The organism is Variovorax sp. 770b2, from assembly GCF_900115685.1.
Classification (GTDB): domain Bacteria; phylum Pseudomonadota; class Gammaproteobacteria; order Burkholderiales; family Burkholderiaceae_C; genus Variovorax.
The window spans coordinates 2,285,386-2,308,325 of sequence record NZ_FOXJ01000001.1 but is presented as its reverse complement, the minus strand read 5'-3'; the positions used below and the strand labels follow the sequence as shown (position 1 = coordinate 2,308,325).

The 22,940-nt window shown below is 65.8% G+C and carries 19 protein-coding genes; 9 read left to right on the top strand and 10 right to left on the bottom strand.

Features of this window, described 5'->3' with window-relative positions; all coding sequences use genetic code 11:
• Window positions 1–47: 47 nt before the first annotated feature.
• The 4 genes from BM133_RS10510 to BM133_RS10495 are packed head-to-tail and all read right to left on the bottom strand — an operon-like array spanning window position 48 to window position 4,437.
• The gene (locus BM133_RS10510) at window positions 48–2,435 is read right to left on the bottom strand and encodes a xanthine dehydrogenase family protein molybdopterin-binding subunit (protein WP_093433518.1); all 2,388 of its coding nucleotides are present in this window, start codon (window positions 2,433–2,435) and stop codon (window positions 48–50) included.
• Window positions 2,428–2,925 carry a (2Fe-2S)-binding protein gene (locus tag BM133_RS10505; protein ID WP_093433517.1) on the bottom strand — a complete coding sequence of 166 codons (498 nt, stop codon included), beginning with the start codon at window positions 2,923–2,925 and terminating at the stop codon, window positions 2,428–2,430. The genes BM133_RS10510 and BM133_RS10505 overlap by 8 nt, the downstream gene beginning before the upstream one ends.
• On the bottom strand, window positions 2,922–3,791 hold the full coding sequence (locus BM133_RS10500; protein ID WP_093433515.1) for an FAD binding domain-containing protein: 870 nt from the start codon (window positions 3,789–3,791) through the stop codon (window positions 2,922–2,924). Before BM133_RS10500 ends, BM133_RS10505 begins: the two co-directional genes overlap by 4 nt.
• Window positions 3,792–3,807: 16 nt before the next feature.
• Window positions 3,808–4,437: an SRPBCC family protein gene (locus tag BM133_RS10495; RefSeq protein WP_093433514.1), complete on the bottom strand. Its 630-nt coding sequence runs from the start codon at window positions 4,435–4,437 to the stop codon at window positions 3,808–3,810.
• Window positions 4,438–4,542: 105 nt separating this feature from the next.
• Here BM133_RS10495 and BM133_RS10490 point away from each other — a divergent pair, with 105 nt between their 5' ends.
• From BM133_RS10490 to BM133_RS10450, 9 genes are all read left to right on the top strand, one after another.
• The gene (locus BM133_RS10490; protein WP_093433512.1) at window positions 4,543–5,295 is read left to right on the top strand and encodes a TetR/AcrR family transcriptional regulator; all 753 of its coding nucleotides are present in this window, start codon (window positions 4,543–4,545) and stop codon (window positions 5,293–5,295) included.
• Between the two features lie 138 nt (window positions 5,296–5,433).
• Window positions 5,434–7,245 (top strand): FAD-dependent oxidoreductase, encoded by a 1,812-nt coding sequence (locus BM133_RS10485; RefSeq protein ID WP_093433511.1) that lies wholly within the window; start codon window positions 5,434–5,436, stop codon window positions 7,243–7,245.
• Window positions 7,242–9,173 carry a 2-oxoacid:acceptor oxidoreductase subunit alpha gene (locus BM133_RS10480; protein ID WP_256219129.1) on the top strand — a complete coding sequence of 644 codons (1,932 nt, stop codon included), beginning with the start codon at window positions 7,242–7,244 and terminating at the stop codon, window positions 9,171–9,173. Before BM133_RS10485 ends, BM133_RS10480 begins: the two co-directional genes overlap by 4 nt.
• Complete coding sequence (locus BM133_RS10475) at window positions 9,170–10,225, top strand: 2-oxoacid:ferredoxin oxidoreductase subunit beta (RefSeq protein ID WP_093433509.1); 1,056 nt, start codon at window positions 9,170–9,172, stop codon at window positions 10,223–10,225. The genes BM133_RS10480 and BM133_RS10475 overlap by 4 nt, the downstream gene beginning before the upstream one ends.
• A gap of 45 nt (window positions 10,226–10,270) precedes the next feature.
• A complete protein-coding gene (locus BM133_RS10470) occupies window positions 10,271–10,708 on the top strand; it encodes a CBS domain-containing protein (protein ID WP_042579206.1) in 438 nt (145 codons plus the stop codon).
• Between the two features lie 402 nt (window positions 10,709–11,110).
• Window positions 11,111–13,639, top strand: a complete 2,529-nt coding sequence (gene nirB, locus BM133_RS10465) for a nitrite reductase large subunit NirB (protein WP_093433508.1) — start codon at window positions 11,111–11,113, stop codon at window positions 13,637–13,639.
• A 21-nt stretch (window positions 13,640–13,660) separates the two neighbouring features.
• A complete protein-coding gene (gene nirD, locus BM133_RS10460) occupies window positions 13,661–14,002 on the top strand; it encodes a nitrite reductase small subunit NirD (protein WP_093433506.1) in 342 nt (113 codons plus the stop codon).
• Window positions 14,003–14,054: 52 nt separating this feature from the next.
• Window positions 14,055–14,867, top strand: a complete 813-nt coding sequence (locus BM133_RS10455) for a formate/nitrite transporter family protein (protein WP_093433505.1) — start codon at window positions 14,055–14,057, stop codon at window positions 14,865–14,867.
• 40 nt (window positions 14,868–14,907) lie between these two features.
• Window positions 14,908–16,674: a bifunctional protein-serine/threonine kinase/phosphatase gene (locus BM133_RS10450; protein WP_093433503.1), complete on the top strand. Its 1,767-nt coding sequence runs from the start codon at window positions 14,908–14,910 to the stop codon at window positions 16,672–16,674.
• A gap of 54 nt (window positions 16,675–16,728) precedes the next feature.
• Here BM133_RS10450 and BM133_RS10445 read toward each other — a convergent pair whose 3' ends face one another.
• The 6 genes from BM133_RS10445 to BM133_RS10435 all read right to left on the bottom strand — a co-directional run bounded on the left by BM133_RS10445 (window position 16,729) and on the right by BM133_RS10435 (window position 22,640).
• On the bottom strand, window positions 16,729–17,028 hold the full coding sequence (locus tag BM133_RS10445) for a hypothetical protein (RefSeq protein ID WP_093433502.1): 300 nt from the start codon (window positions 17,026–17,028) through the stop codon (window positions 16,729–16,731).
• A 525-nt stretch (window positions 17,029–17,553) separates the two neighbouring features.
• Window positions 17,554–18,186: a hypothetical protein gene (locus BM133_RS34575; RefSeq protein ID WP_143100111.1), complete on the bottom strand. Its 633-nt coding sequence runs from the start codon at window positions 18,184–18,186 to the stop codon at window positions 17,554–17,556.
• Between the two features lie 21 nt (window positions 18,187–18,207).
• Window positions 18,208–18,693, bottom strand: a complete 486-nt coding sequence (locus BM133_RS34570; protein ID WP_143100110.1) for a hypothetical protein — start codon at window positions 18,691–18,693, stop codon at window positions 18,208–18,210.
• 145 nt (window positions 18,694–18,838) lie between these two features.
• Window positions 18,839–19,069 (bottom strand): hypothetical protein, encoded by a 231-nt coding sequence (locus tag BM133_RS34565; RefSeq protein WP_143100109.1) that lies wholly within the window; start codon window positions 19,067–19,069, stop codon window positions 18,839–18,841.
• Window positions 19,070–19,081: 12 nt separating this feature from the next.
• Complete coding sequence (locus BM133_RS10440) at window positions 19,082–21,622, bottom strand: S8 family peptidase (protein ID WP_093433500.1); 2,541 nt, start codon at window positions 21,620–21,622, stop codon at window positions 19,082–19,084.
• On the bottom strand, window positions 21,600–22,640 hold the full coding sequence (locus BM133_RS10435) for an AAA family ATPase (protein ID WP_093433499.1): 1,041 nt from the start codon (window positions 22,638–22,640) through the stop codon (window positions 21,600–21,602). Before BM133_RS10435 ends, BM133_RS10440 begins: the two co-directional genes overlap by 23 nt.
• Between the last annotated feature and the right edge of the window lie 300 nt (window positions 22,641–22,940).

The following is a 22,940-nucleotide window of genomic DNA, read 5'->3' as shown; positions in this document are numbered from 1 at the left end:
CGTCTCCTGTCGTTCGAGTGAAAGCAAAGGCAAAAACGAAAGCGCGCTCAGATGCGCCCGAGCGCGCGCAGCAACTTGTCGGGCGTCACGGGCTGGTCCGAGACGTGTGCGCCGAAGGGCTGCAGCGCGTCGTTGATGGCGTTCAGCACCGCCGCCGGCGCGCCGGCGGTGCCGGCCTCGCCCGCGCCCTTGGCGCCCAGCTGCGAGGTGCGGGTGGGCGTCTCGATGTGGGCCACCTCGATGTCGGGCATCTCGCAGGCCATCGGCACCAGGTAGTCGGCCATGCTGCCGTTGCGCATGAGGCCGTTGTCGTCGTAGAGGCACTCCTCGTACAGCACGCCGCCGATGCCCTGCACCACGGCGCCGCGGATCTGCTCGTCGACCAGCATCGGGTTGAGCACGCGGCCGCAGTCCTCCACCACCCAGTGGCGCAGCAGCTTGACGAAGCCGGTCTCCACGTCGACCTCCACATACGACGCCTGCACGCCGTTGGTGAAGACGAAGGGGTAGTCGCGCTGCGCGTAGTGGCGCGTCACCACCAGCTCGGGCTGGAAGCCCGGCGGCAGCAGGTCGGGGCGGAAGTACGCGATGCGGCCGAGCTCGGCGAGCGAGACGAGCACCTCGCCCGTCGCCAGGCACGACACCTCGCCCCGCGCGATCTGCATGCCCTCGGCCGGACGCTTCAGGTGCGCGGCGGCCAACTCGAGGATGTTCTGCCGCAGCTGCCGGCTCGCCAGCAGCACGGCCTCGCCGCCGATGCCCGCGCCGCGCGAGGCCCAGGTGCCGCCGCCGTAGGGCGTGGCTGCCGTGTCGCCGGTGAGCACGCGCACCGAGGCCATCGGCACGCCGAGCGTGTCGGCCGCGATCTGCGCGAAGATGGTCTCGGTGCCCTGGCCCTGTTCGCCCACGCCGGTGGCGCAATGCACGATGCCCGTGGGGTCGAGCCGCAGCGTCGCGCCGTCCTGCGCCGCGATGCGCGCGCCGCCCACGCCGTAGAACGCCGGGCCCGGGTTGGTCAGCTCGATCAGCGCCGCGATGCCGATGCCGCGATGGATGCCTTGCGCGCGCAGCTCGGCCTGTTCCCGGCGCAGCGCCTGGTAGTCCATCATCGTCTCGATCCTGTCGAGGCAGGCCTGGTGCGAGAGCCCTTCGAGCAGGATGCCGGAGGCGCCCTTGCGCGGATAGCTGTCGTCTTCCATCACGTTGCGCCGGCGCAGCTCCAGCGGGTCGATGCCCAGCTTGGCCGCGGCCAGGTCGACCAGGCCTTCGGTGACCGCGCAGGCGATCGGATGGCCCACGCCCCGGTACTGGCTGGTCTGCACCTTGTTGAGGAACACCACGTCGAGCGCGGCCTTGTAGTGGTCGTGCTTGTACGGGCCGCCGGTGATGTTGAGCACCTGGTTGCCCTCGATCGCGCTGGTGCGCGGAAACATCGAGTACGGCCCGATGCCGGTGAGGTCGTCGATCTGGAAGGCCAGCATGCGGCCGTCCCTGGCGAGCGCGAGCCGGGCCTTCACGCGGTGTTCGCGCGCATGCACGTCGGTCACGAACGATTCGAGCCGGTCTGCGATGAACTTGACCGGGCGCGCGAGCATCACCGACAGCGCGACCGTCGCGAAGTCGTCCGCATAGGCATGCACCTTGATGCCGAAGGAGCCGCCCACGTCGCGGCAGATCACGCGCACGTCGGCCTCGTGCAGGCCGAGCTGGCGCGCGTACAGGTCGGCCATCATGTGCGGCGCCTGGTGCGAGTGGTGCACCGTCAGGCGCCGGTCGGTGGGCGCGAAATCGGCCAGCACCGCGCGCGGCTCCAGCGTCACGCCGGTGTGGCGGCCGAAGCGGAAGACGTCTTCCACCACCACGTCGGCCTGCTCGAACATCGCGTCGACGCCGCCGGTGTCGATCTCGCGGTGAAAGCAGAGGTTGCTGCCCAGCGCGGGGTGGATCACGGGCGTGGCGGCGTCCAGCGCGGTGTCCATGTGCACGGCGGCGGGCAGGGGCTCCCACTCGACCGTGACGGCATCGAGCGCGTCCTCGGCCAGCGCGCGGGTCTGGCCGACGATGGCGAGCACCGCCTCGCCTTGCCAGGTGGCGCGGTCGATGGCCAGCGCATGCTGCGGTGGCGAGCGCATGCCGGTGAGGTGCTTGAGCGTGGCCTCCCACGGCGCACACACGGCGGCCATCTCGCGGCCGTCGACGATCGCGGCGATGCCCGGCATGCGGCGCGCCGCCTCGGCATCGATGCGCACGATGCGCGCATGGGCATGCGGGCTGCGCAGGTAGACCACGTGCAGCATGCGCGGCAGCACCAGGTCGTCGACGTACTGGCCGCGGCCTTGCGCGAGGCGATGGATGTTGGCGCGCGTGACCGGCTTGCCGATGTAGCGCTCGGCCTCGGTGTCGATCACCGGCGCGGGGGCGGTCACGTCATTCATGCGCGCCTCCACCTCGAAGCCGCTGGTCGCGCGCGAGAACGATGGCGTCGACGATCGCGTGGTAGCCGGTACATCGGCAATAGTTGCCCGAGATCTGCTCGCGGATCTCGGCGCGGCCCGCGTTCGGTTCGTGCCGCAGCAGTGCATGCGCCGTGAGCAACATGCCCGGCGTGCACGCGCCGCACTGCGCCGCATTGCGCGCGACGAAGGCCTGCTGCAGGTCGGCGATGGCGCCCGCATCCGAGACGCCCTCGATGGTCTGTACTTCGTGGCCGTCGGCCTGCACGGCGAGGACGAGGCAGCCGCGCGCGATCTCGCCGTCGAGCATCACGGTGCAGGCGCCGCACACGCCGTGCTCGCAGCCCACGCGCGTGCCCTTGAGCCCGATCTCGTCGCGCAGGTAGTCCACGAGGTGCTGGCGCGGCTCGACCCAGTGCGCGTGCAGTTCGCCGTTCACGCGAATGCGGGTGAGGATCTTCGATTCGTTCATGGCGCCGCTTCGGGGTTCAGGATGGCGCGCACCGCGCGCTGCAGCAGCACGCCCGCCATGTGGCGCTTGGCGGCGGCGCTGCTGTGCAGGTCGGCATCGGGGCGCATGTCTTCGTCCAGGCTTTCGATGGCCGTGTACATGGCGCTCGGGTCGGCCGCGGTGCCCGCCAGGCAGGTCTCGGCGCCGAGCGCACGCATCGGCGTGTTGCCCATGCCGAAGAACGCGATGCGCAGGTCCGACAGCACGCCGGCCGTCACGTCGGCGGCCACGGCGATGCCGACGATCGCGTAGTCGCCGTGGCGCCGTGCGAGTTCGGAGAACGCGAAGCGTCGCGCCGGGCCGGGCAGCGGGAATTCGAGTGCGACCAGCACCTCGTGCGGGCGCAGGTCGGTCTCGTAGAGGTCGATGAAGAAGTCGCCGGCCATCACGCGGCGCTCGCGCTGGCCATCGCTGAGGATGAGCTCCGCATCGGCCGCCAGCGCGCACGCGGGCCACTCGGCGGCGGGGTCGGCGAAGGCGATCGAGCCGCCGATCGTGCCGCGGTTGCGGATGGCCGCGTGCGCCACGTGCGGCGCGGCCTGCGTGAGCAGCGGCAGGTGCTTGGCCACGACCTCGGAGCATTCGATGTCCACATGCCGCGCGAGTGCGCCGATGCGCAGGTACTCGCCGCGCAGGCCGATGCCGCGCAGCTCGACCAGCGAACTGATGTCGATCAGCAGCTGCGGCTTCGACAGCCGCATGTTCAGCGTCGCGAGCAGCGTCTGGCCGCCGGCCAGGAGGCGCGCCGAATCGCCGTGCTCGCGCAGCAGCGCCGAGGTGTGCGAGAGGCTCTCTGCGCGCAGGTAGGAAAAAGCGGGGGCCTTCATGGCGTTGGTCCGTCGCTCAGAAGGAGAAGGCGCGGCAGGCGAGCCAGCCGACGCCGATGCCGATCGCGAGCCAGAGGATGCGCTGGAACTCGTTGGCCCAGACCGGGCCGCCCGTCGAGGGGGCTGCGATGGCGGGCGCTGCCACGCGTGCCGGTGCGGTGCTCGCGGTCGCATCGGTCGCTGGGGAGACGGAGGCGGGCGGTGCGTTCGGCGCGAGCTGCTCGTTGAGCGCCTGGAAGAACTCGTCGGCCATCTTCCGTGCCGATGCATTGATCAGCCGGCCGCCGATCTGCCCGAGTTTGCCGCCGACCGCGGCTTCCACCGTGTACGAGAGGCGCGTGCCGCCGTTGTCTTCGGCGAGCGTGACCTTCGACTCGCCCTTGGCCATGCCGGCCGCGCCGCCGCTGCCCTCGAAGGCGATGCGGCAGCTTTGGGGCGGCACCACGTCGTGCATCAGGATGCGGCCGCTGAAATGCGCGCGCACCGGGCCGATCTTGGCGAGCAGGCGCGCCTGGATTTCGGTCTCGCTCACGCGCCGCATTTCCTCGCACCCGGGAACGCATTTCGCGAGCACGAGGGGATCGTTGAGCGCGCGCCAGACCGCTTCGCGAGAAGCCTGCACCCACTGTTCGCCTTGCAGTTCCATCCGTGTCTCCGTCTTAGTTGGCGCTAGTGTTTAACAGATGGTCAATAAGATCATCGGTACTTACCATGAGGTAAATTAGCGCCTGCTCAAACCAACAAGGCATCCATGAAAGAACTGCCACCAGAAGACGACACCGGCCCGCGCACGGCCGGGGGCCGTCGCAAGAGAGCCGGGGACAAGGAGATCGCGGTGGCCGCCAAGCCGCTGCGCCAGCGGCTGTCCACCGAGAACCGGGAGCGCCAGATCCTGGACGGCGCGATCGCGTTCTTCTCGGAGCGCGGCCTCGATGGCCAGACGCGCGAGCTCGCCCAGCAGATCGGCATCACGCACCCCTTGCTCTATCACTACTTTCCGAACAAGCGCGCGCTCATCGAGCGGGTGTACGAGGAGGTCTACCTCGGCCGCTGGCGCAGCGAATGGGAAGAGTGGATCGAAGACCGGTCGCAGCCGCTGGAAGACCGGCTCGTGCGCTTCTATATCGACTACGCGCATGCGATCCTCACCAAGGAGTGGGTGCGCATCCTGGTTTTCTCGGGCCTCTCGGACGGCTACGTGCCCGACCAGTACATGGAGCTCCTCAAGGAGCGGCTCTTTCCGCACATCTGGCGCGAGGTGCGCCACGAGCTGGGCATCTCCAACCGCGACAAGCCCACCGAGCGCGAGCTGGAGCTGATGTGGGGCATGCACGGCGGCATCTTCTACATCGGCCTCCGGCGCTGGATCTACGGGCAGCCGATGCCCGCGGACCTGGACGCGGTGCTGGCCGACCGGGTGCGCGCGTTCCTGCTGGCGGCGCCGTCGGTCTTCGAACGGGCAGGTGCGAAAAAGCGTTCATCCAAGGCTGCAAAACCGGGCTGAAGCTGACTTGAGGTTCACCTGGGGGTCTGGCTGCTGCGGGATTTCACCAAGGTGGTGCAACGGCCAGTGCGGCGCATACTGCGCCAAACCCACATGACGGCCCCTTTCGGGGCCAGGGCGACTGTCAGGAGACACGCATTGCAGCGAACCGACATTGCCAACCCGACCTATTTCCACAAGGTCGTCGATTGCCAGTACGCCTGTCCGGCGCACACCCCCGTCCCCGAGTACATCCGCATGATCGCGCAGCGCCGCTACGGCGACGCGTACATGATCAACTGGGCCTCCAACGTCTTCCCGGGCATCCTGGGGCGCACCTGCGACCGGCCCTGCGAGCCGGCCTGCCGGCGCGGTCGGGTGGAGGAGAGCAACGCGAAGATGCCCGAGCCGGTGGCCATCTGCCGCCTCAAGCGCGTGGCCGCCGACATGAAGGAGGACGTGCGCTCGCGCATGCCCAAGAGCGCGCCGAAGAACGGCAAGCGCGTCGCCTGCGTCGGCGCGGGACCGGCCTCGCTCACCGTCGCGCGTGACCTCGCGCCGCTGGGCTACGAGGTGACGGTGTTCGACGGCGAGGCCAAGGCGGGCGGTTTCATCCGCACGCAGATCCCGCGCTTCCGGCTGCCTGAATCGGTGATCGACGAGGAGACCGGCTACGTGCTGGACCTGGGCGTCGAGTTCCGCGGCGGCGAGCGCATCGATTCGATGAAGGCGCTGATCGCGCAAGGGTGGGACGCGATCTTCATCGGCTGCGGCGCACCGCGCGGGCGCGACCTCGACGTGCCCGGCCGCAAGGAAGCGGCGGCCAGCATCCACATCGGCATCGACTGGCTCAACTCCGTGTCCTTCGGCCACGTGAGCAGCATCGGCCGGCGCGTGATCGTGCTGGGCGGGGGCAACACGGCCATGGACTGCTGCCGCTCGGCCCGGCGCCTGGGCGGCACCGACGTGAAGGTGATCGTGCGCAGCGGCTTCGACGAAATGAAGGCCTCGCCCTGGGAGAAGGAAGACGCGCAGCACGAGGGCATTCCGATCATCAACTTCCATGTGCCCAAGGCCTTCGTGCACGAGCAGGGCCAACTGAAGGGCATGAGCTTCGAGGTGGTCCGCGCCGAGTACGACGACAAGGGCCATCGCACGCTGGTGCCCACCGGCGAACCCGATGCCTTCTTCGAATGCGACGAAGTGCTGGTCGCGGTGGGCCAGGAAAACGCCTTTCCGTGGATCGAGCGCGACAGCGGCATCGCCTTCGACAAGTGGGGCCTGCCGGCGCTGGACAAGAACACCTTCCAGTCCACCGTGCCCCACGTGTTCTTCGGCGGCGATGCGGCCTTCGGCCCGAAGAACATCATCACGGCGGTGGCCGACGGCCATGAGGCCGCTGTGTCGATCGACAAGCTGCTGCGCGCGGAGCCCGTGTACGTGCGCCCCGCGCCCATGACCAACCTGGTGTCGCAGAAGATGGGCATCCACGAGTGGAGCTACGACAACGACACCTCCAACGACCTGCGCTACAAGGTGCCGTGGGCGAAGGCCGAGACGGCGCTCGCAAGCATCCGCGTGGAGGTGGAACTGGGCTTCGACGCCGCCACCGCGTTCAAGGAGGCCGAGCGGTGCCTCAACTGCGATGTGCAGACCGTGTTCAACGAACCCGCGTGCATCGAATGCGATGCCTGCGTGGACATCTGCCCGATGGACTGCATCAGCTTCACCGCCAACGGCGAGGAGGCAGAGCTGCGCACCCGCCTGAAGGCGCCGGCGCTGAACCTGGCGCAAGACCTGTACGTGTCCGGCGGCCTCAAGACGGGCCGCGTGATGGTCAAGGACGAAGACGTCTGCCTGCACTGCGGCCTGTGCGCCGAGCGCTGCCCGACGGGCGCGTGGGACATGCAGAAGTTCCTGCTGAAGATGACACCGGCGGGGCAGGCGCAGGCGCAGGAGGTGGCGGCATGAGCGCCGTGCGACCGCCCGAAGGCGTGAAGGCCTCCCCCGCGAGCGGCGAAGCACGCGAAGTGGCGAGCGTGGGGGCCACCGTTCCGCAGATCGAAGGCATCAACGACTTCGTCATCAAGTTCGCCAACGTCAACGGCTCGGGTTCGGCCTCGGCCAACGAGCTGTTCGCCAAGGCGATCCTGCGCATGGGCGTGCCGGTGAGCCCGCGCAACATCTTTCCGAGCAACATCCAGGGCCTGCCGACCTGGTACGAGGTGCGCGTGACCGAGGCGGGCCACCTCGGGCGCCGCGGCGGCACCGACATGATGGTGGCGATGAACCCGCAGACGTGGGACGCCGATGTGGCCGAGCTCGAACCCGGCGGCTACCTCTTCTACGACAGCACGCGGCCGCTGCCGCCCTCGAAATTCCGCACCGACATCCGCGTGATCGGCATGCCGCTTACCGAGATCTGCAACGCGGTCTATCAAGACCCACGCCAGCGGCAGCTCTTCAAGAACATCGTGTACGTGGGCGCGCTGGCCATCCTCTTGGGCATCGAGCCCGAGGTGGTCGAAAAGCTGTTCGGCGAGCAGTACAAGGGCAAGGAAAAGCTGCTGGCCTCCAACGTGCAGGCGCTGCACCTGGGCTGCGACTTCGCGCGCGAGAACCTGCGCGAACCCCTGGGCATCAAGGTGCGGCGCGCCGACCGGGTCGGCAACCGCATCTTCGTGGACGGCAACAGTGCCGCGGCGCTGGGCTGCGTGTACGGTGGCGCGACGGTCGCGGCCTGGTACCCGATCACGCCCTCGTCCTCGGTGGCCGAGGCGTTCCAGAAGTACTGCACCAAGTTCCGCGTGGACCCGGCCACCGGCCAGCACCGCTTCGCCATCGTGCAGGCCGAAGACGAGCTCGCCTCCATCGGCATGGTGGTGGGCGCCGGATGGAACGGCGCACGGGCCTTCACGCCGACCTCGGGGCCGGGCATCTCGCTCATGACCGAGTTCATAGGCCTCGCGTACTTCGCGGAGATCCCGGTCACGCTCATCAACGTGCAGCGCGGCGGACCCTCGACGGGCATGCCCACGCGCACGCAGCAGGCCGACATCCTCTCCTGCGCCTATGCCTCGCACGGCGACACCAAGCACGTGCTGCTGTTTCCCGAAGACCCGTACGAGTGCTTCGAGCATGCGGCAGCGGCACTGGACCTGGCCGACCGGCTGCAGACGCCGGTGTTCCTCATGACCGACCTGGACATCGGCATGAACCAGCGCCTGTGCGAGCCTTTCGTGTGGGACGACGCCAAGGCCTACGACCGCGGCAAGGTCATGACCGCCGAAGAGCTCGAGGCGGGCCGCGACTTCGGCCGCTACAAGGACGTGGACGGCGACGGCATTCCCTGGCGCACGCTGCCGGGCACGCACCCGACCAAGGGCAGCTACTTCACGCGCGGCACCACGCGCGATGCCTACGCGCGGTATTCGGAGCGCGGGCCGGACTACATCTATAACGTCGAGCGGCTCCTGAAGAAGTTCGCCACCGCGGCCACGATGGTGCCGCAGCCGGTGCTGCGGCCCGCGGCGGAGAAGACCGACCTGGGCGTGATCTATTTCGGCTCGACCAGCCCCTCGATGCACGAGGCGCTCGATGCGCTGGAAGAAGAGGGCATCCACCTCGATGCGCTGCGGCTGCGCGCCTTTCCGTTCCCCGACAGCGTGGCGCAGTTCCTGGCCGACCACCGGCAGGTGTTCGTGGTCGAGCAGAACCGCGATGCGCAGATGCGCAGCCTCCTGGTCAATGAGTTGGAGTTCGATCCGGCCCGGCTGGTGCGCGTGCTGCACTTCGACGGCACGCCGATCACCGCGCGCTTCATCGGCCAGGCCATCGCCGCGCATGTGCACAAGACGCAGGCCTTGCGCGTCGTCACAGACACGAAGGAATCCGCATGACCTACCTTGCCAAGCCACGGCTGCACCACCCGACGCTGGCCACCAACAAGGTCGGCTACAAGCGGCGCGACTACGAGGGCAAGATCTCCACGCTGTGCGCCGGCTGCGGCCACGACTCGATTTCCGCCGCCATCATCGAGGCCTGCTGGGAGCTGGACATCGAGCCGCACCGCGTGGCCAAGCTCTCGGGCATCGGCTGCAGCTCGAAAACGCCGGACTATTTTCTTGGTGCCTCGCACGGCTTCAACACCGTGCACGGCCGCATGCCCAGCGTGCTGACCGGCGCCAACCTGGCCAACCGCGACCTGCTGTACCTGGGCGTCTCGGGCGACGGCGATTCGGCCTCCATCGGCCTCGGCCAGTTCGCGCACGCCATGCGCCGCGGCGTGCGCATGGCCTACATCGTGGAGAACAACGGCGTCTACGGCCTCACCAAGGGGCAGTTCTCGGCCACGGCCGACCAGGGCTCCAAGAGCAAGAAGGGCGTGCTCAACACCGACAGCCCGGTGGACCTGGTGGCGCTGGCGCTGCAGCTGGGCGCCAGCTACGTGGGGCGCGGCTTCTCGGGCAACAAGGCGCAGCTGGTGCCGCTCATCAAGGGCGCGATCAGCCACGGCGGCGCGGCCTTCATCGACGTGATCAGCCCCTGCGTGGCCTTCAACAACCACCCCGGCAGCACCAAGAGCTACGACTACGTGCGCGAGCACAACGAGGCGGTGAGCCGCATCGACTTCATCAGCGGGCGCGAGGAAATCACCGTCGACATCAACCCCGGCGAGGTGATGGACGTGCGCCAGCACGACGGCACGCTGCTGCGGCTGCGGAGCCTGCACCCCGGCTACAACCCCGGCGACCGCTACGCCGCGATGGCCTACATGCAGCGCCACCACGCGATGGGGGAGGTGGTGACGGGGCTGCTCTACGTCGATCCGCTGGCCACCGACCTGCACACGGCGCTCAACACCTGCGACCGGCCGCTCAATGCGCTGGAAACGGACGCGCTGTGCCCGGGCGCCCAGGCGCTCGAAAAGCTGAACGCCTCCTTGCGCTGAGCCGGCGCCGGCGGCACCATTGACGTCACTTCCGGAGGGCGCACCATGGCCGAGCGCACCGTTTTCCAATCCGTCTCGCGCAAGCACGTGATCAGCCTGGGCCCCCAGGCCAGCGTGCGCGACGCCGCCTGCGTGATGACGCGCGCCAACTGCGGCAGCGTGCTTGTCATGGAGTTGCCCGACACGCTGCTGGGCATCCTCACCGAGCGCGACCTCATGACCCGGGTGCTGGCCAAGGGGCTGGACCCCGACCGCACGCCGGTGCGCGAAGTGATGACGCCCAACCCGATCTGCGTGCCGCCGGAGACGCTGGTGTCCGACGCCGTGGTGCTGATGCTGGAGCGCGGCTTTCGCCACCTGCCGCTGGTGTCGGGGGCGAAGATCCTCGGGGTGTTCTCGGTGCGCGATGCGCTGCCGCGGGAGATCGGCACGGCGCTCAGCCAGACGGAATTCAACGAGCAGGTGAACGACGCCCTGGGTTGAGGGTAAGGGGGAGGGTGAGGGGAGGGCCTGGGCACCTTCCCCGCACCAAACGAGGCAATGCATGCGCCATAACGGCGCATGCCGCCGCCCGCCATGGCCATGGGGCGCCGGATTTGGTGCCGCATTTGGTGCCACGCGGTCCCGCAGGCAGCCCGATCGCCTGGCACGGATGTTGCGCAGGGTCTTGCACTGTTCCGCGGCAACGCCGCCGCGGCTCTCACAGTGCCTCCGCTAACGACGGCGGACCCGAGCGCACTGCAAGCCTTTACCCAATCAAGGCCGGCAGTACGTCCGTTCCAACCCGATTCGCATCCGTCCCTTGCGGGGGCTCGCCCTGACTGCCGTCTTTCCGACGGGGTCTGCGGCGGACTGACGCATGGCCGGCTGCACGCAGGATCCGACATGAAAATCGCAGTCATTGGCCACGGCATGGTGGGCCACAAGTTTCTAGAGCAACTCCACGAACTCGGCGTCGCGGACGCAGAGGTCACGGTGTTCTGCGAAGAGCCCCGCGCGGCCTACGACCGGGTGCACCTGTCCGAGTTCTTCGCCGGCAAGACCGCCGAAGACCTCTCGCTCGTGGAGCCCGGCTTCTTCGAGCGCAGCGGCTTCACGCTGCGCCTGGCGGCGAAGGCCGTGGCCATCGAGCGCCGCAACAACACGCTCACCACGGCCGACGGCGAAGTGGTGGCCTACGACAAGCTCGTGCTGGCCACGGGTTCGTCGCCCTTCGTGCCTGCGGTGCCCGGACGCGACCGCGCCAACTGCTTCGTCTACCGCACCATCGAAGACCTGGAGGCCATGAAGGAATGCGGCGCGCGCTCCAAGAGCGGCGTGGTCGTCGGCGGCGGCCTGCTGGGCCTGGAATGCGCCAAGGCGCTGCGCGACATGGGCCTGGAGACGCACGTGGTCGAGTTCGCCCCGCGCCTCATGGCCGTGCAGGTCGACGAGGGCGGCGGCCGCGCGCTGCGCAGCAGCATCGAGGCGCTGGGCCTGCATGTGCACACCGGCCGCAACACGGTGGAGATCACCGACGGCGCCGCCGCGCGGCACCGCATGGTGTTCGCCGACGGCACGTACCTGGAGACCGACATGATCGTGTTCTCCGCCGGCATCCGCCCGCGCGACGAACTGGCGCGCCAGTCGGTGCTGGCCATCGGCCCGCGCGGCGGCGTGGCGATCGACAGCCACTGCCGCACGAGCGACCACGATGTGTACGCCATCGGCGAGTGCGCCTCGTGGAACGAACAGACCTTCGGCCTCGTGGCGCCCGGCTACGACATGGCGCGCGTTGCCGCGAAACACATCGCCGGCCAGCAGGACGCCGCCTTCATCGGCGCGGACATGAGCACCAAGCTCAAGCTGATGGGCGTGGATGTCGCCAGCATCGGCGATGCGCACGGCAAGACGCCGCACTCGCGCGCCTACCAGTACATCAACGAGCACAAGCAGATCTACAAGAAGATCGTGGTGAGCGAAGACGGCAAGCAGCTGCTGGGCGCGGTGCTGGTCGGCGATGCGGCCGAGTACGGCACGCTGCTGCAACTGGCGCTCAACGGCATCGCGCTGCCGGCGGACCCGGAGTTCCTGATCTTGCCTTCGAGCGACGGCAAGGCGCGCCCCGGCCTCGGCGTCGATGCACTGCCCGACACGGCGCAGATCTGCTCCTGCAACAACGTGACCAAGGGCCAGATCTGCGCGGCCGTGGGCGAGGGCGCCTGCACCGTCGCCGAGATGAAGGCCTGCACCAAGGCCGGCGCCACCTGCGGCGGTTGCGCGGCACTGGTCGGGCAGGTCATGAAGGCGGAGATGGCCAAGCGCGGCATGGCCGTGAACAACCACCTGTGCGAGCACTTCGCGTACTCGCGCCAGGAGCTGTATCACCTGATTCGCGTGGGCGAGATCCGCAGCTTCGACGACCTGCTGGCCAGGCACGGCAAGGGCCTGGGCTGCGACATCTGCAAGCCCACGGCGGCGAGCATCTTCGCTTCGTGCTGGAACGAGTTCGTGCTCAAGAAAAACCTCGCGAGCCTGCAGGACAGCAACGACTACTTCCTCGGCAACATCCAGAAGGACGGCACGTACTCGGTCGTGCCGCGCATGCCGGGCGGCGAGGTCACGCCCGACGGGCTCATCGCCGTGGGGCAGGTCGCCAAGAAGTACGGCCTCTACACCAAGGTGACCGGCGGCGCCCGCGTGGACATGTTCGGCGCGCGCGTCGAGCAACTGCCCTCGATCTGGGAAGAACTGATCGCGGCCGGCTTCGAATCGGGCCATGCCTACGGCAAGTCGCTGCGCACCGTGAAGAGCTGCGTGGGCTCGACCTGGTGCCGCTACGGCGTGGACGACAGCGTGGGCCTGGCCGTGGAGCTGGAGAACCGCTACAAGGGCCTGCGCGCACCGCACAAGATCAAGTTCGGCGTGTCGGGCTGCACCCGCGAATGCGCCGAGGCACAGGGCAAGGACGTGGGCATCATCGCCACCGAGAAGGGCTGGAACCTCTACGTCTGCGGCAACGGCGGCATGAAGCCGCGCCACGCGGAGCTCTTCGCCTCCGACCTCACCAAGGCGCAGCTCATCCAGCTGATCGACCGCTTCCTGATGTTCTACGTGCGCACGGCCGACCGCCTGCAGCGCACCAGCACCTGGCGCGAGAACCTCGAAGGCGGCCTGGACTACCTGAAGGGCGTGCTGCTGCAGGACACCCTGGGCATCGCCGGCGAACTCGAAGCGCAAATGCAGGGCGTGGTCGACACCTACCAGTGCGAGTGGAAGACCGCGGTGAACGACCCGGCCACGCGCCAGCGCTTCCGCTCTTTCGTCAACAGCGAGAAGCCCGACGAGCACATCGTGTTCGTGAAGGAGCGCGGCCAGATCCGCCCGGCCCGCGCGGAAGAGCGCAGCACCGAAGCCGATGCCGAAACCGTCTGACGAAAACCGAGGATCTCCACGATGACCACCGACACCCTCCAATGGACCGCCGTGTGCGCGGCCACCGACATCCTCCCCGACACCGGCGTCTGCGCGCTGGTGGAGGGCGTGCATGTCGCGATCTTCAGCGTGGGCCGCGAGCAGGCCCTGTACGCCATCGACAACGTGGACCCCAAGGCCAACGCCAGCGTGCTCTCGCGCGGCCTCGTGGGAAGCCTGGGCGACCGCATCGTCGTCGCCTCGCCGCTCTACAAGAACCACTTCGACCTGCGCAGCGGCGAGTGCCTGGAGGCACCCGAGTACTCGGTGCGCGCCCATGCGGTGCGCGTGGATGAGGGCCGCGTGCTCGTCGCGCTGGGCTGAGCCGCGCACCTTCGACGCTTCAATCTTTTCTCTGCTTTCTCAAGGAATCCCGATGGCCTATCTAGCCCCCGCCGAGTTCGTGACCAAGATGGTCGATGCCGGCGAATCCAAGCTGCTGATGTCCGCCCGCGACACGCTCATCCGCTCCTACATGGCCGGCGCCATCCTGGCGCTCGCCGCGGCCTTTGCCGTGTCCATCACCGTGAACACCGGCAATGCGCTGGTGGGCGCGATGCTGTTCCCGGTCGGCTTCATCATGCTGTACCTGCTGGGCTTCGACCTGCTGACGGGCGTGTTCACGCTCGCGCCGCTCGCGGTGCTCGACAAGCGCCCCGGCGCCACCTGGGGCGGCGTCATGCGCAACTGGAGCCTGGTGTTCGTGGGCAACTTCGCGGGCGCGCTCACGGTGGCGGTGTTCATGGCGATCATCTTCACCTTCGGTTTCAGCGAGGCGCCCAACGCCATCGGCGAGAAGCTCGGCCACATCGGCGAAGGCCGCACCGTGGGCTATGCAGCGCACGGCGCCGCCGGCATGCTGACGCTGTTCATCCGCGGCGTGATGTGCAACTGGATGGTCTCCACCGGCGTGGTCGCGGCCATGATGTCCACCACCGTGTCGGGCAAGGCCATCGGCATGTGGATGCCGGTGATGGTGTTCTTCTACATGGGCTTCGAACACTCGATCGTCAACATGTTCCTGTTTCCCACCGGCCTCTTGCTGGGCGGCAAGTTCACGCTGATGGACTACCTGATCTGGAACGAGATTCCCACCGTCATCGGCAACCTCGTCGGCGGCCTGACCTTCGTGGGGCTGACGCTGTACTCGACGCACTACAAGACGGCGCCCAAGCGCAAGACCAGCTGATCAGCGGTCGCGGCCACTCGCACGCACACGCATCGCTTCGATGCTGATGCCCACGCAGAAGGCACTGCGCGTGACGCTCGGCCAGCACTCGCTGGCCAAGCCCGGCGCGCCGAACCAGGTCAACCAGGTCAATCAGGACTTTCACGGCGCGATGCTCCCCGAGGGAACGCTGCGCATGTCCAAGGGCATCGCGGTCGCGCTCGCCGATGGCATCGGCTCCAGCCGCGTGAGCCAGGTGGCGAGCGCGGCGGCGGTGCGGGGCTTTCTGGACGACTACTACGCCACCTCCGATGCGTGGTCGGTGCGCCGCGCGGCCCAGCGCGTGCTGAGTGCCACCAACTCGTGGCTGCACGCGCAGACGATGCGCAGCGATGCGCGCTTCGACAAGGACAGCGGCTACGTCTGCACCTTCAGCGCGCTCATCTTCAAGGGCCGCGACGTGCACATGCTGCACGTGGGCGACGCGCGCATCCATCGCCTGCATCCGAACGGGCTGGAGCAGCTCACCGAAGACCACCGCGTGCACCTGTCGTCGGTGGAGTCGTACCTCGGGCGCGCGCTGGGCGCGGGGCCGAACGTGGAGATCGACTACCGCTGCTGGGAGGCGGAGGTGGGCGAGGTCTACTTGCTGGCCACCGACGGCGCCTATGGGCACCTCGATGTCGCCGCGGTGCACGATGCGATCGCGCGCTGCGGCGATGACTTCGACATCGCCGCGCGGCTGCTCACGGAGGCCGCGCGGGCCCGCGGCAGCGACGACGACTGCACGGTGCAGCTCGTGCGCATCGACGAACTGCCGGCGGCCGACGCCGCGCCGCTCCCATTGCAGCGCGAGGGCCTCGCCATCGCGCCGCCGCTCGCGCCCCGCGCGCGCTTCGAAGGCTTCACGCTCGTGCGCGAACTCCATGTGAGTTCGCGCAGCCACGTGCACCTGGCCGTGGACGATGCGAGCGGGCAGCAGGTGGTGCTCAAGCTGCCGTCGGTCGATTTACGCGACGACCCCGAGTACCTCGACCGCTTCGTGCTCGAGGAGTGGGTGGCGCGGCGCATCGACAGCGTGCATGTGCTGAAGGCCAGCGCGATCGAGCGTGCGCGCGGCCATCTGTACGTCGCCATGGAATACGTCGATGGCCAGACGCTCGCGCAATGGATGGTCGATAACCCCCGGCCGTCGCTCGACAGCGTGCGCCGCATCGCCGAGCAGCTCGCGAGCGGGCTGCAGGCGCTGCACGGCAAGGAGATGCTGCACCAGGACGTGCGCCCCGAGAACGTGATGATCGACCGCACCGGCACCGTGCGGATCATCGACCTCGCGACGACCCATGTGGCGGGGCTCGCCGATGGGGCGGGCGAGGGCAGGCCGCTCGCGATCACCGGCACGCTGCAGTACACGGCGCCCGAATACTTCACCGGCCATGGCGGCAGCGCGCGGTCTGATCTGTTCTCGATGGCGGTGATCGTCTACCAGATGCTCACGGGCCAGTTGCCGTATGGGCTGCATGTGTCGCGGGTGCGGTCGCCCGCCGACGTGAGCCGGCTGCGCTATGTGCCGGCGCGCCATCTGCGGCCCGACCTGCCCGAGTGGGTCGATGCGGTGCTGCAGAAGGCGCTGAATCCGAATCCGCTGAAACGGCAGGAGGCTGTGTCTGAACTCGCGCACGACCTGCGGGCACCAGGCCAGGCGTTTCTTCGCCCACGCCTGCCACCGCTGATCGAGCGGCACCCCGTGCGTTTCTGGCAGACGACCACGGCGTTGCTGGCCATCGTGTCTGCGGTGCTGCTCGGGGTGCTGGTCCTGGGGCGTTGAGGCCCCGGGTTCAGTGCGCGGATCGCGGCGGCGCCCAGCCGGCAATCGAAGACCTCAGCACGGCGCCGCGCTGACCTTGTCCACCGCCAGACGCAGCGACTGCATCGTGGCCTCGGCCGTCTCGATGCGGCGCTGCAACTCCTCGTTCACCAGCCGCATCAGCGCGCTCAGTTCGGTGCGGATGGGGTGGGCATCTTCCGAGTCGCTCGCGTGCTGCGGAACGACGAGTTGCTCGATGCACGCGTAGGCGAGTCGCACGTCGTGCAGGCTGTCGATGTTGTCGGAGACCTGAAGCGCGAGCGATGCGGCGCTGTGGGTGTCGAAGGGTGCGGGGGACGGGGGAACGTGAGCCATGTATGGCCTCCAAGGGTTTCGGTTTACTGAAACCACCGCACCCGAGGCCAATCGGAGGCGGCGGCTCGACGGGTTGGCCTACCGGGAAACCACTTGCGTGAAACCGGCCGGGCTTGCGCCCGCCCATCGAGCCGCCTAAAAAAGGTTGCACGAATGAGAAAGCCGCAGTCCCTGCGGGGTAACTGCGGCTTTCGTCGCAGTGATTTCAATGGGAGGCCAATCCCGGTCACGCCTGTTTTTGACGTGACGGGGCGCAGTATAGCTACACGGATGTGTTGGCTTTTGGAGCCCGCGTGACCTCCGCCACGAACGGCCATTGCGATCAAGATGAACCCGCAGTCCGTTCACGCTGAGCTCGTCGAAGCGCCGCGCGAGCATTCGGCAATGCCGGTGAAGGGCGTGCGGCGCCAGGTCAATCATCGAGATGAGCTATTTCCGCGAGGCTGGCAGTGCAGGTCAGAGGCAGCTTGGTGTTGCAAAGCTGACGTTGGAACGTACGTTGCGAGCGGCCGCTTTGTACTCGCCTTAGAGACCAAGTCGATCCCTTACGTATTTCCCGGCTTTCTTAGGGGAGGGTACTTTCACAGGGGGCAGTCTAAGGTTAACTTTAGGCCCATCAATAAACATTCCAATTGTTTTGTCGAGCAGTTTTCCGCCATCTCCACCGATTCCGGCCCTGTCTTTCAAATATTTGCTTAGCTCACGATATTTCGGCGCCATCGGGTTCTCTATGTTCCCTTTGATTTGGATACCCTTTTTCCACTTGCTCCGATGTTTAAGCCCCAGTTCAAATTTTCCGGCTAAAGCCTCAAAGGCGGGCTTTGCCGCTGCGCACGCTTTAAGGGCTACCTTGAAGGCAGCTACCGCGGATGCTAGTTTTGTGGCTGGTTCTGGGGACGGATTGGCGTGGTATGCAAGTGTCCCACTGCCTAAAGAAGTAGTGACACACGTTTTGGCGTAGCGCTCCAACTCCTTCTTCACGTTGTCCGGCCCCGTCACGGCAAGGTAGTATGTTCCGATCAAAGTGCGTTGCCTTTTGATATCGATACTCTGCGTGGCTGAGGCAAGCTTCGTTTCGGCCCAAATCCTTGCTGCGAAGGACTCGCCACAAACCAGAGGCAGCAACAGTGCAACAAGGGCGCGCGCCAGGGACAGCATGTTGGCTCCTTCTTCGTGATTTCAGTTCGCGTCGATCAAACGCCGCAAGTAAGGCAATGGCAGTTCTGTTTCACCCCGAATCGGCACCTTCAGCGGATTAACTTTGCGAGCCACGTCACTAATAAAAGTCATGCAGTCGTTCTGCGCCAAGGTGTATGCAGCAGTCCATCGAAGTTGCTGAAGTCCCGGCACCGATGCGAATGGGTTCACTAGGGCGTAAGCGTTATCGAACACCTTTTTGTCAACGTCTACCACGAGGCATTGTTCATTAATGCTTGTGTAACGTTCCTCGCCTAGGTACCCGCCTGCTTTGGTGAGCCAACCTTTGTAGCTAAGGGCAGCCTGCGCCACGCCGCTCGAAGTCGTAAATCCGACCGCTAGAACCTTGCGCTGCTCTTTTGGAGGCTTGTGAGCGAATACGACGAATGCATGACCGGGGATATCCCCTTGAGGCGAGGGACGTGCACAGAACGAGAGAGTGTGCTGGCCGTCGGACATGTCGGACATCGTGCGAAGGTCAAGGTGCTTATGCGGCCCCGCATGCACCCAGGGTGGCAGAAGGATCGCGTTTAGCGCAGCGGCGGTCACGATTCCTCTTCGCATCGACGTCCTTTGCTGTGCAGTCTTGACAGAACTTCGCGCAGTCTTGCGATCACACGCTTGAATTAACGCGCAGTATTTGATCGCTGGCGTAGTAGCTGTCGCTCGCCATCGCATTGGGTTCTAAACCCTCAGTCTCCACAATAGACCATTCGGCATAATGCTCGCCTCTGGGCTCGTAGTGCACAGCTGCGCCGCCATCATTCTGGAAAGCCCTGCTGTAGCGCAGCAGTTCGCGAAGTGGGTTTAAGGCCGTTGCCTGCGGAGCGTGAGCACGTGACACGCGGCAGTGTCTTTAGGTATCGATGACGATGGGCGTATTGACCTGCGCGACGACCATGTCAGCGATCGGCGTGTAGAGGTCGACGTCCGTTGCAGGCGTACGGATGGAGATAATCAGGCTGTACCGGGCGGGAAGGTTGTAGCGCTCCAGAGCGGGGCGTGTGCGCCACCAACCCTTCGAGGGGTAGACCGCAACAAAACCGCGATTTGCAAGCTCGGCAGCGGTTCCGCGCCAGACGTCCTTGTGCAGCGAACCACGATGCCGCTGCCTGTCGCCAAGAATCCAGTTCGGGTCCTTGGGATCGATAGAGATGCCGTCGTCTTCCAACTCCGCTGCAGCGTTGATCCGAGCGACGAAATCCGCTGTCGTCGCGTCGAGCGAACGTTGCACATCGAAGCGCAGCCGATGCGACGGGTAGTGGAACTTCGAAGAGGTCCCCCGTGCAGATGGGTTAGGCTCGATAAAGTACGACAACGTAATGCACAACTCAACCCGGGTGTCTGGCGGCAATGCCAGTAGCTGTTCCTTCGGCCAAGGCAGCGAATGCAAGTTCATGTCGCGGGTGACGACCCCTCGATTCTTCACCTTCTCGAATGGTTGCACCTCGTCTTCGACGATCAAGGTCAAAGAATTGCCCGCGCTCCAGAGTGCTTGGTCTAAATTCGGTACACCCCAACCGCAATGGCGGATCAGGTTCACGTAGTCGGACTTGGTCGGCATGCCATGGGCTGGCAAATATCCTGCGCGCATTGCCTCTGTCCACTCTGCTGAGTGCACCATAAGCGCTCGAATAGTTTCGGGTCGGAGTGCGGGATATGCAGCCATCAACTGCGCGGCCATACGCGCGCCAAGCGCCGATGCAGCGCTTGTGGCGTTGGTCGTTGTAAAGAGGCGTTCTTGGGGCGAGTTATGCGTGGTCAACAGGTGGAGGCTTCTGATTCCAACGGAGCCAAGCGCGTTTCTTCCCGCATTGCCGCCCTCAAAGACAACGTCGGGCTTCAGCGGCCACGCCGAATTCCAGCCGTTCGAAGTACGGGAGTAGGGGCTGACCCCGCCTTCTTGAGCAACAGGAGCATAGCCCTGGGCATCAGCTTCGGTGATGTTGACCTTTTCCGTATACGCTCCTACCGTCAACGCATTCCACGCTTGACCGGGATCGCGAATCCCGCGCGTGCCCAAGCCCCCAGGATATGCGTCCCAGGTCTGAGCGTCTTCTGTGTTGCCGGTACAAAGAACGAAAAGGCGCGGAAACTGCCCATTGCCATCGTAGTCACTGGCGAGGCGATCAACGGTAGCAGACCAGGCCGACGGCCGTCCCTTGTCGCGATCATCGCTAGAGGTAACCGCCGACGTGAACACGCGCGGGCGCACGGGCGCCGCGACCTCAGGGCGCGCCACAGCTTCGGCGAACAGATAGCCGTGTTGGCGTGAATCGCCGGCATTTGCACCCTGATGCGGCGTGAGCTTGACCGATTCCAGTCTATGTGCCACCTGCAATGGACCGTCCGATGCCAGGACCGTCGTCATGTCCCCCAAGGCGACGAGTCCGGCGAGGCCGGTTCCATGATTCGCCGTATCGTCAACGCCCCAGGCAGGTTGGACCGCGTGCAAGTCGGCAGCGGCAATGAACGGCGAGAGCAACGGGTGCCCTCGATTCACACCAGAATCGAGGAGACAGACGCGAGGGACGGAGTCGTCCTCCCCCGCGACGGTCAGCCGGGCGAGCGTCTCGGCCGACCACTCCTGCTGTTCAGCTGGCGTCATGCCATCAAAGAATTCAGCTGTTTCCTTTGCGCGGCGAAGTTCAGCGACGCAGTTGATCGTCAGAACCGACGTCGCGAACTGTTGCTGAGATCCGTACATTAGAACGATGGACCGTTCCGGGAAGCTGATGTGGTGCTCGCTGACCTGACAACTAGCCAGAGCTGCGAGCTTGCGGAAGTCCATAAGCACCGCGTGTCGGTCGCCGCGAACGGGGAGCCAAACCTCCCACCAAATTGACTCCGCCGCGTCCTGCGGCAGAAGGGCCAGGTCGTCTGTCCACAGCGCGCGGATCTCAGCGGTCCGGATGGCCAGGATCGTGTCAAGCAATGCGCGGTGGTCCAGCGCGTGGCCATTGCTCTTCTTACGCTGTGCAAGATAGTCCGCTACGTACTTCTCAAAATGGGCTAACTTCCCATCGGGGACGAACACGTTGGCGTAGGTCGTGTTGCCTTCCGTACGAACGCTAAGCACTTCAATCTTCTTGCGTGGGTCTTTCCCAAGCTCCGAGCCGAGGCTCTCGAATGCAAGCGCAACGTCGGGTTGCCCGACAAATTGGACTTGTAGCCCCAGCCCACTTTCCAGCCCCTGCTCCTGCTGGATCTGACGCGCATGTTGGGCGACAGGCTTCAGTGCGTTCAGCTGAGCGCTGAGAGACGCCGAGTGTTGTACTCTGTTCTGTTGAGGAACATCATCATTTGACCCGCCGCCACCAGGTGCCGTAAACGCTTGAGGGGCTGAGGTATTCGCAAGAACAAGGTGGGGGTGCTTATCGTGAGTGTGATCCGGCATGGTTGTACGAATGCTTCGAGTTATTTACCAGCTTTGCGTTGACTAATCGGCGCTCCTCTAACGCCTTCCCCAGCTCACGTGGTTGCACCTTCTCTTGGTCATGCAGAATCGCGTCCTTGATAGCCGCATCGACTGCACGGCAAATCTCAGCATGGCTTAGCCCTTCGGCTTGCCCACGAATCGCTTCTTTTCGAAAGGGCTTGGGAGCAAAGCGGCCAAGACGCGACCGAATGAGTTCGCCGGCCTGCGTGGGCGACGGTAAGTGGTATTCCACGACGTCGTCAAACCGACGGAACAATGCGTAGTCCAAGATTTCAGCGTGATTCGTCGCCGCGACGATCAGGCTGTTGGACATATCTTGCTCGATCATCTGCAAGAAGCTGTTCAACACTCGACGAATCTCACCGACATCATTTGCCATGCCACGCTGAGAGCCAATGGCATCAAACTCGTCGAAGAAGTAGACGCCACGGATATCAGTCACGGCGTCGAAGACCTGCCGAAGCTTGGCAGCCGTCTCGCCCAGGAACTTCGTAATGAGCGAATCCAGTCGGACCAGAAACAACGGAATACCCAACTCCCCAGCCAGCGCAGCGGCCGTCATCGTCTTGCCCGTACCGGGCGGTCCCACGAGCAGCAACTTCCGGCGAGGCGAGAGCCCATGCTCCTTGATGCGAGCAAGCTGTCGCTGTTCCTTGATCACTCGGTGCAGCTGAGTCGAAGCCACATCCTCCAAAACCATATCCCCCAACCGGTTCGCCGGATGCGACACGGTGAGCAGATTGGCCAGCTCACTCTTCGGCTTGGCAACACTGCCTATTGCAACCAGTTTGCCCGATGGGTCTTGACTGACACGCGCCTTAGCCGCGTCAATCAAATCTCGCAGTTCTTCGGCCAACTTGACGTGGCCGAGTTTCGCCTCATGCGCAGCTACTTGCATAGCAACCGACAAGAACTGCCCATCGTTGCGACTGATGTGAGACTTGATGAGCGCCTTGAGTTGGTCAGAGCTAGCCACGGGAAGAGGTCCGATTGCGAGTGAGAGTACAGTTTGGTCGATGCCATTGAGATTGTGCATCTTGGGAGCCGCTGACATGTGCACTCTGTCTACTAGACGTGTGAGTCCGGGCGCATTCTGACGACCGGCAACAAAAGGCCTGCCTCAGCGCCTACCCAATACCGCCATTTTCAGCGATATGCATGAAAACTGCTAGCCATCTGCGGTAAACCGAGCCTGCGGGCCGGCTGCATGTTTCGCGCCCGATGGCACAACGCGGTCCACTCCAAGGACGCCGGCGAACTTGGCTCTGGGGCGGCC

Coding starts and splice junctions, on each gene's coding strand:
- BM133_RS34575 (WP_143100111.1), bottom strand. CDS start 18,186: ATGCTGTCCCTGGCGCGCGCCCTTGTTGCACTGTTGCTGCCTCTGGTT.
- BM133_RS10480 (WP_256219129.1), top strand. CDS start 7,242: ATGAGCGCCGTGCGACCGCCCGAAGGCGTGAAGGCCTCCCCCGCGAGC.
- BM133_RS10475 (WP_093433509.1), top strand. CDS start 9,170: ATGACCTACCTTGCCAAGCCACGGCTGCACCACCCGACGCTGGCCACC.
- BM133_RS10500 (WP_093433515.1), bottom strand. CDS start 3,791: ATGAAGGCCCCCGCTTTTTCCTACCTGCGCGCAGAGAGCCTCTCGCAC.
- BM133_RS10490 (WP_093433512.1), top strand. CDS start 4,543: ATGAAAGAACTGCCACCAGAAGACGACACCGGCCCGCGCACGGCCGGG.
- BM133_RS10470 (WP_042579206.1), top strand. CDS start 10,271: ATGGCCGAGCGCACCGTTTTCCAATCCGTCTCGCGCAAGCACGTGATC.
- BM133_RS10510 (WP_093433518.1), bottom strand. CDS start 2,435: ATGAATGACGTGACCGCCCCCGCGCCGGTGATCGACACCGAGGCCGAG.
- BM133_RS10440 (WP_093433500.1), bottom strand. CDS start 21,622: ATGCCGGATCACACTCACGATAAGCACCCCCACCTTGTTCTTGCGAAT.
- BM133_RS10505 (WP_093433517.1), bottom strand. CDS start 2,925: ATGAACGAATCGAAGATCCTCACCCGCATTCGCGTGAACGGCGAACTG.
- BM133_RS10455 (WP_093433505.1), top strand. CDS start 14,055: ATGGCCTATCTAGCCCCCGCCGAGTTCGTGACCAAGATGGTCGATGCC.
- BM133_RS10450 (WP_093433503.1), top strand. CDS start 14,908: ATGCTGATGCCCACGCAGAAGGCACTGCGCGTGACGCTCGGCCAGCAC.
- BM133_RS10495 (WP_093433514.1), bottom strand. CDS start 4,437: ATGGAACTGCAAGGCGAACAGTGGGTGCAGGCTTCTCGCGAAGCGGTC.
- nirB (WP_093433508.1), top strand. CDS start 11,111: ATGAAAATCGCAGTCATTGGCCACGGCATGGTGGGCCACAAGTTTCTA.
- nirD (WP_093433506.1), top strand. CDS start 13,661: ATGACCACCGACACCCTCCAATGGACCGCCGTGTGCGCGGCCACCGAC.
- BM133_RS10445 (WP_093433502.1), bottom strand. CDS start 17,028: ATGGCTCACGTTCCCCCGTCCCCCGCACCCTTCGACACCCACAGCGCC.
- BM133_RS34570 (WP_143100110.1), bottom strand. CDS start 18,693: ATGTCCGACATGTCCGACGGCCAGCACACTCTCTCGTTCTGTGCACGT.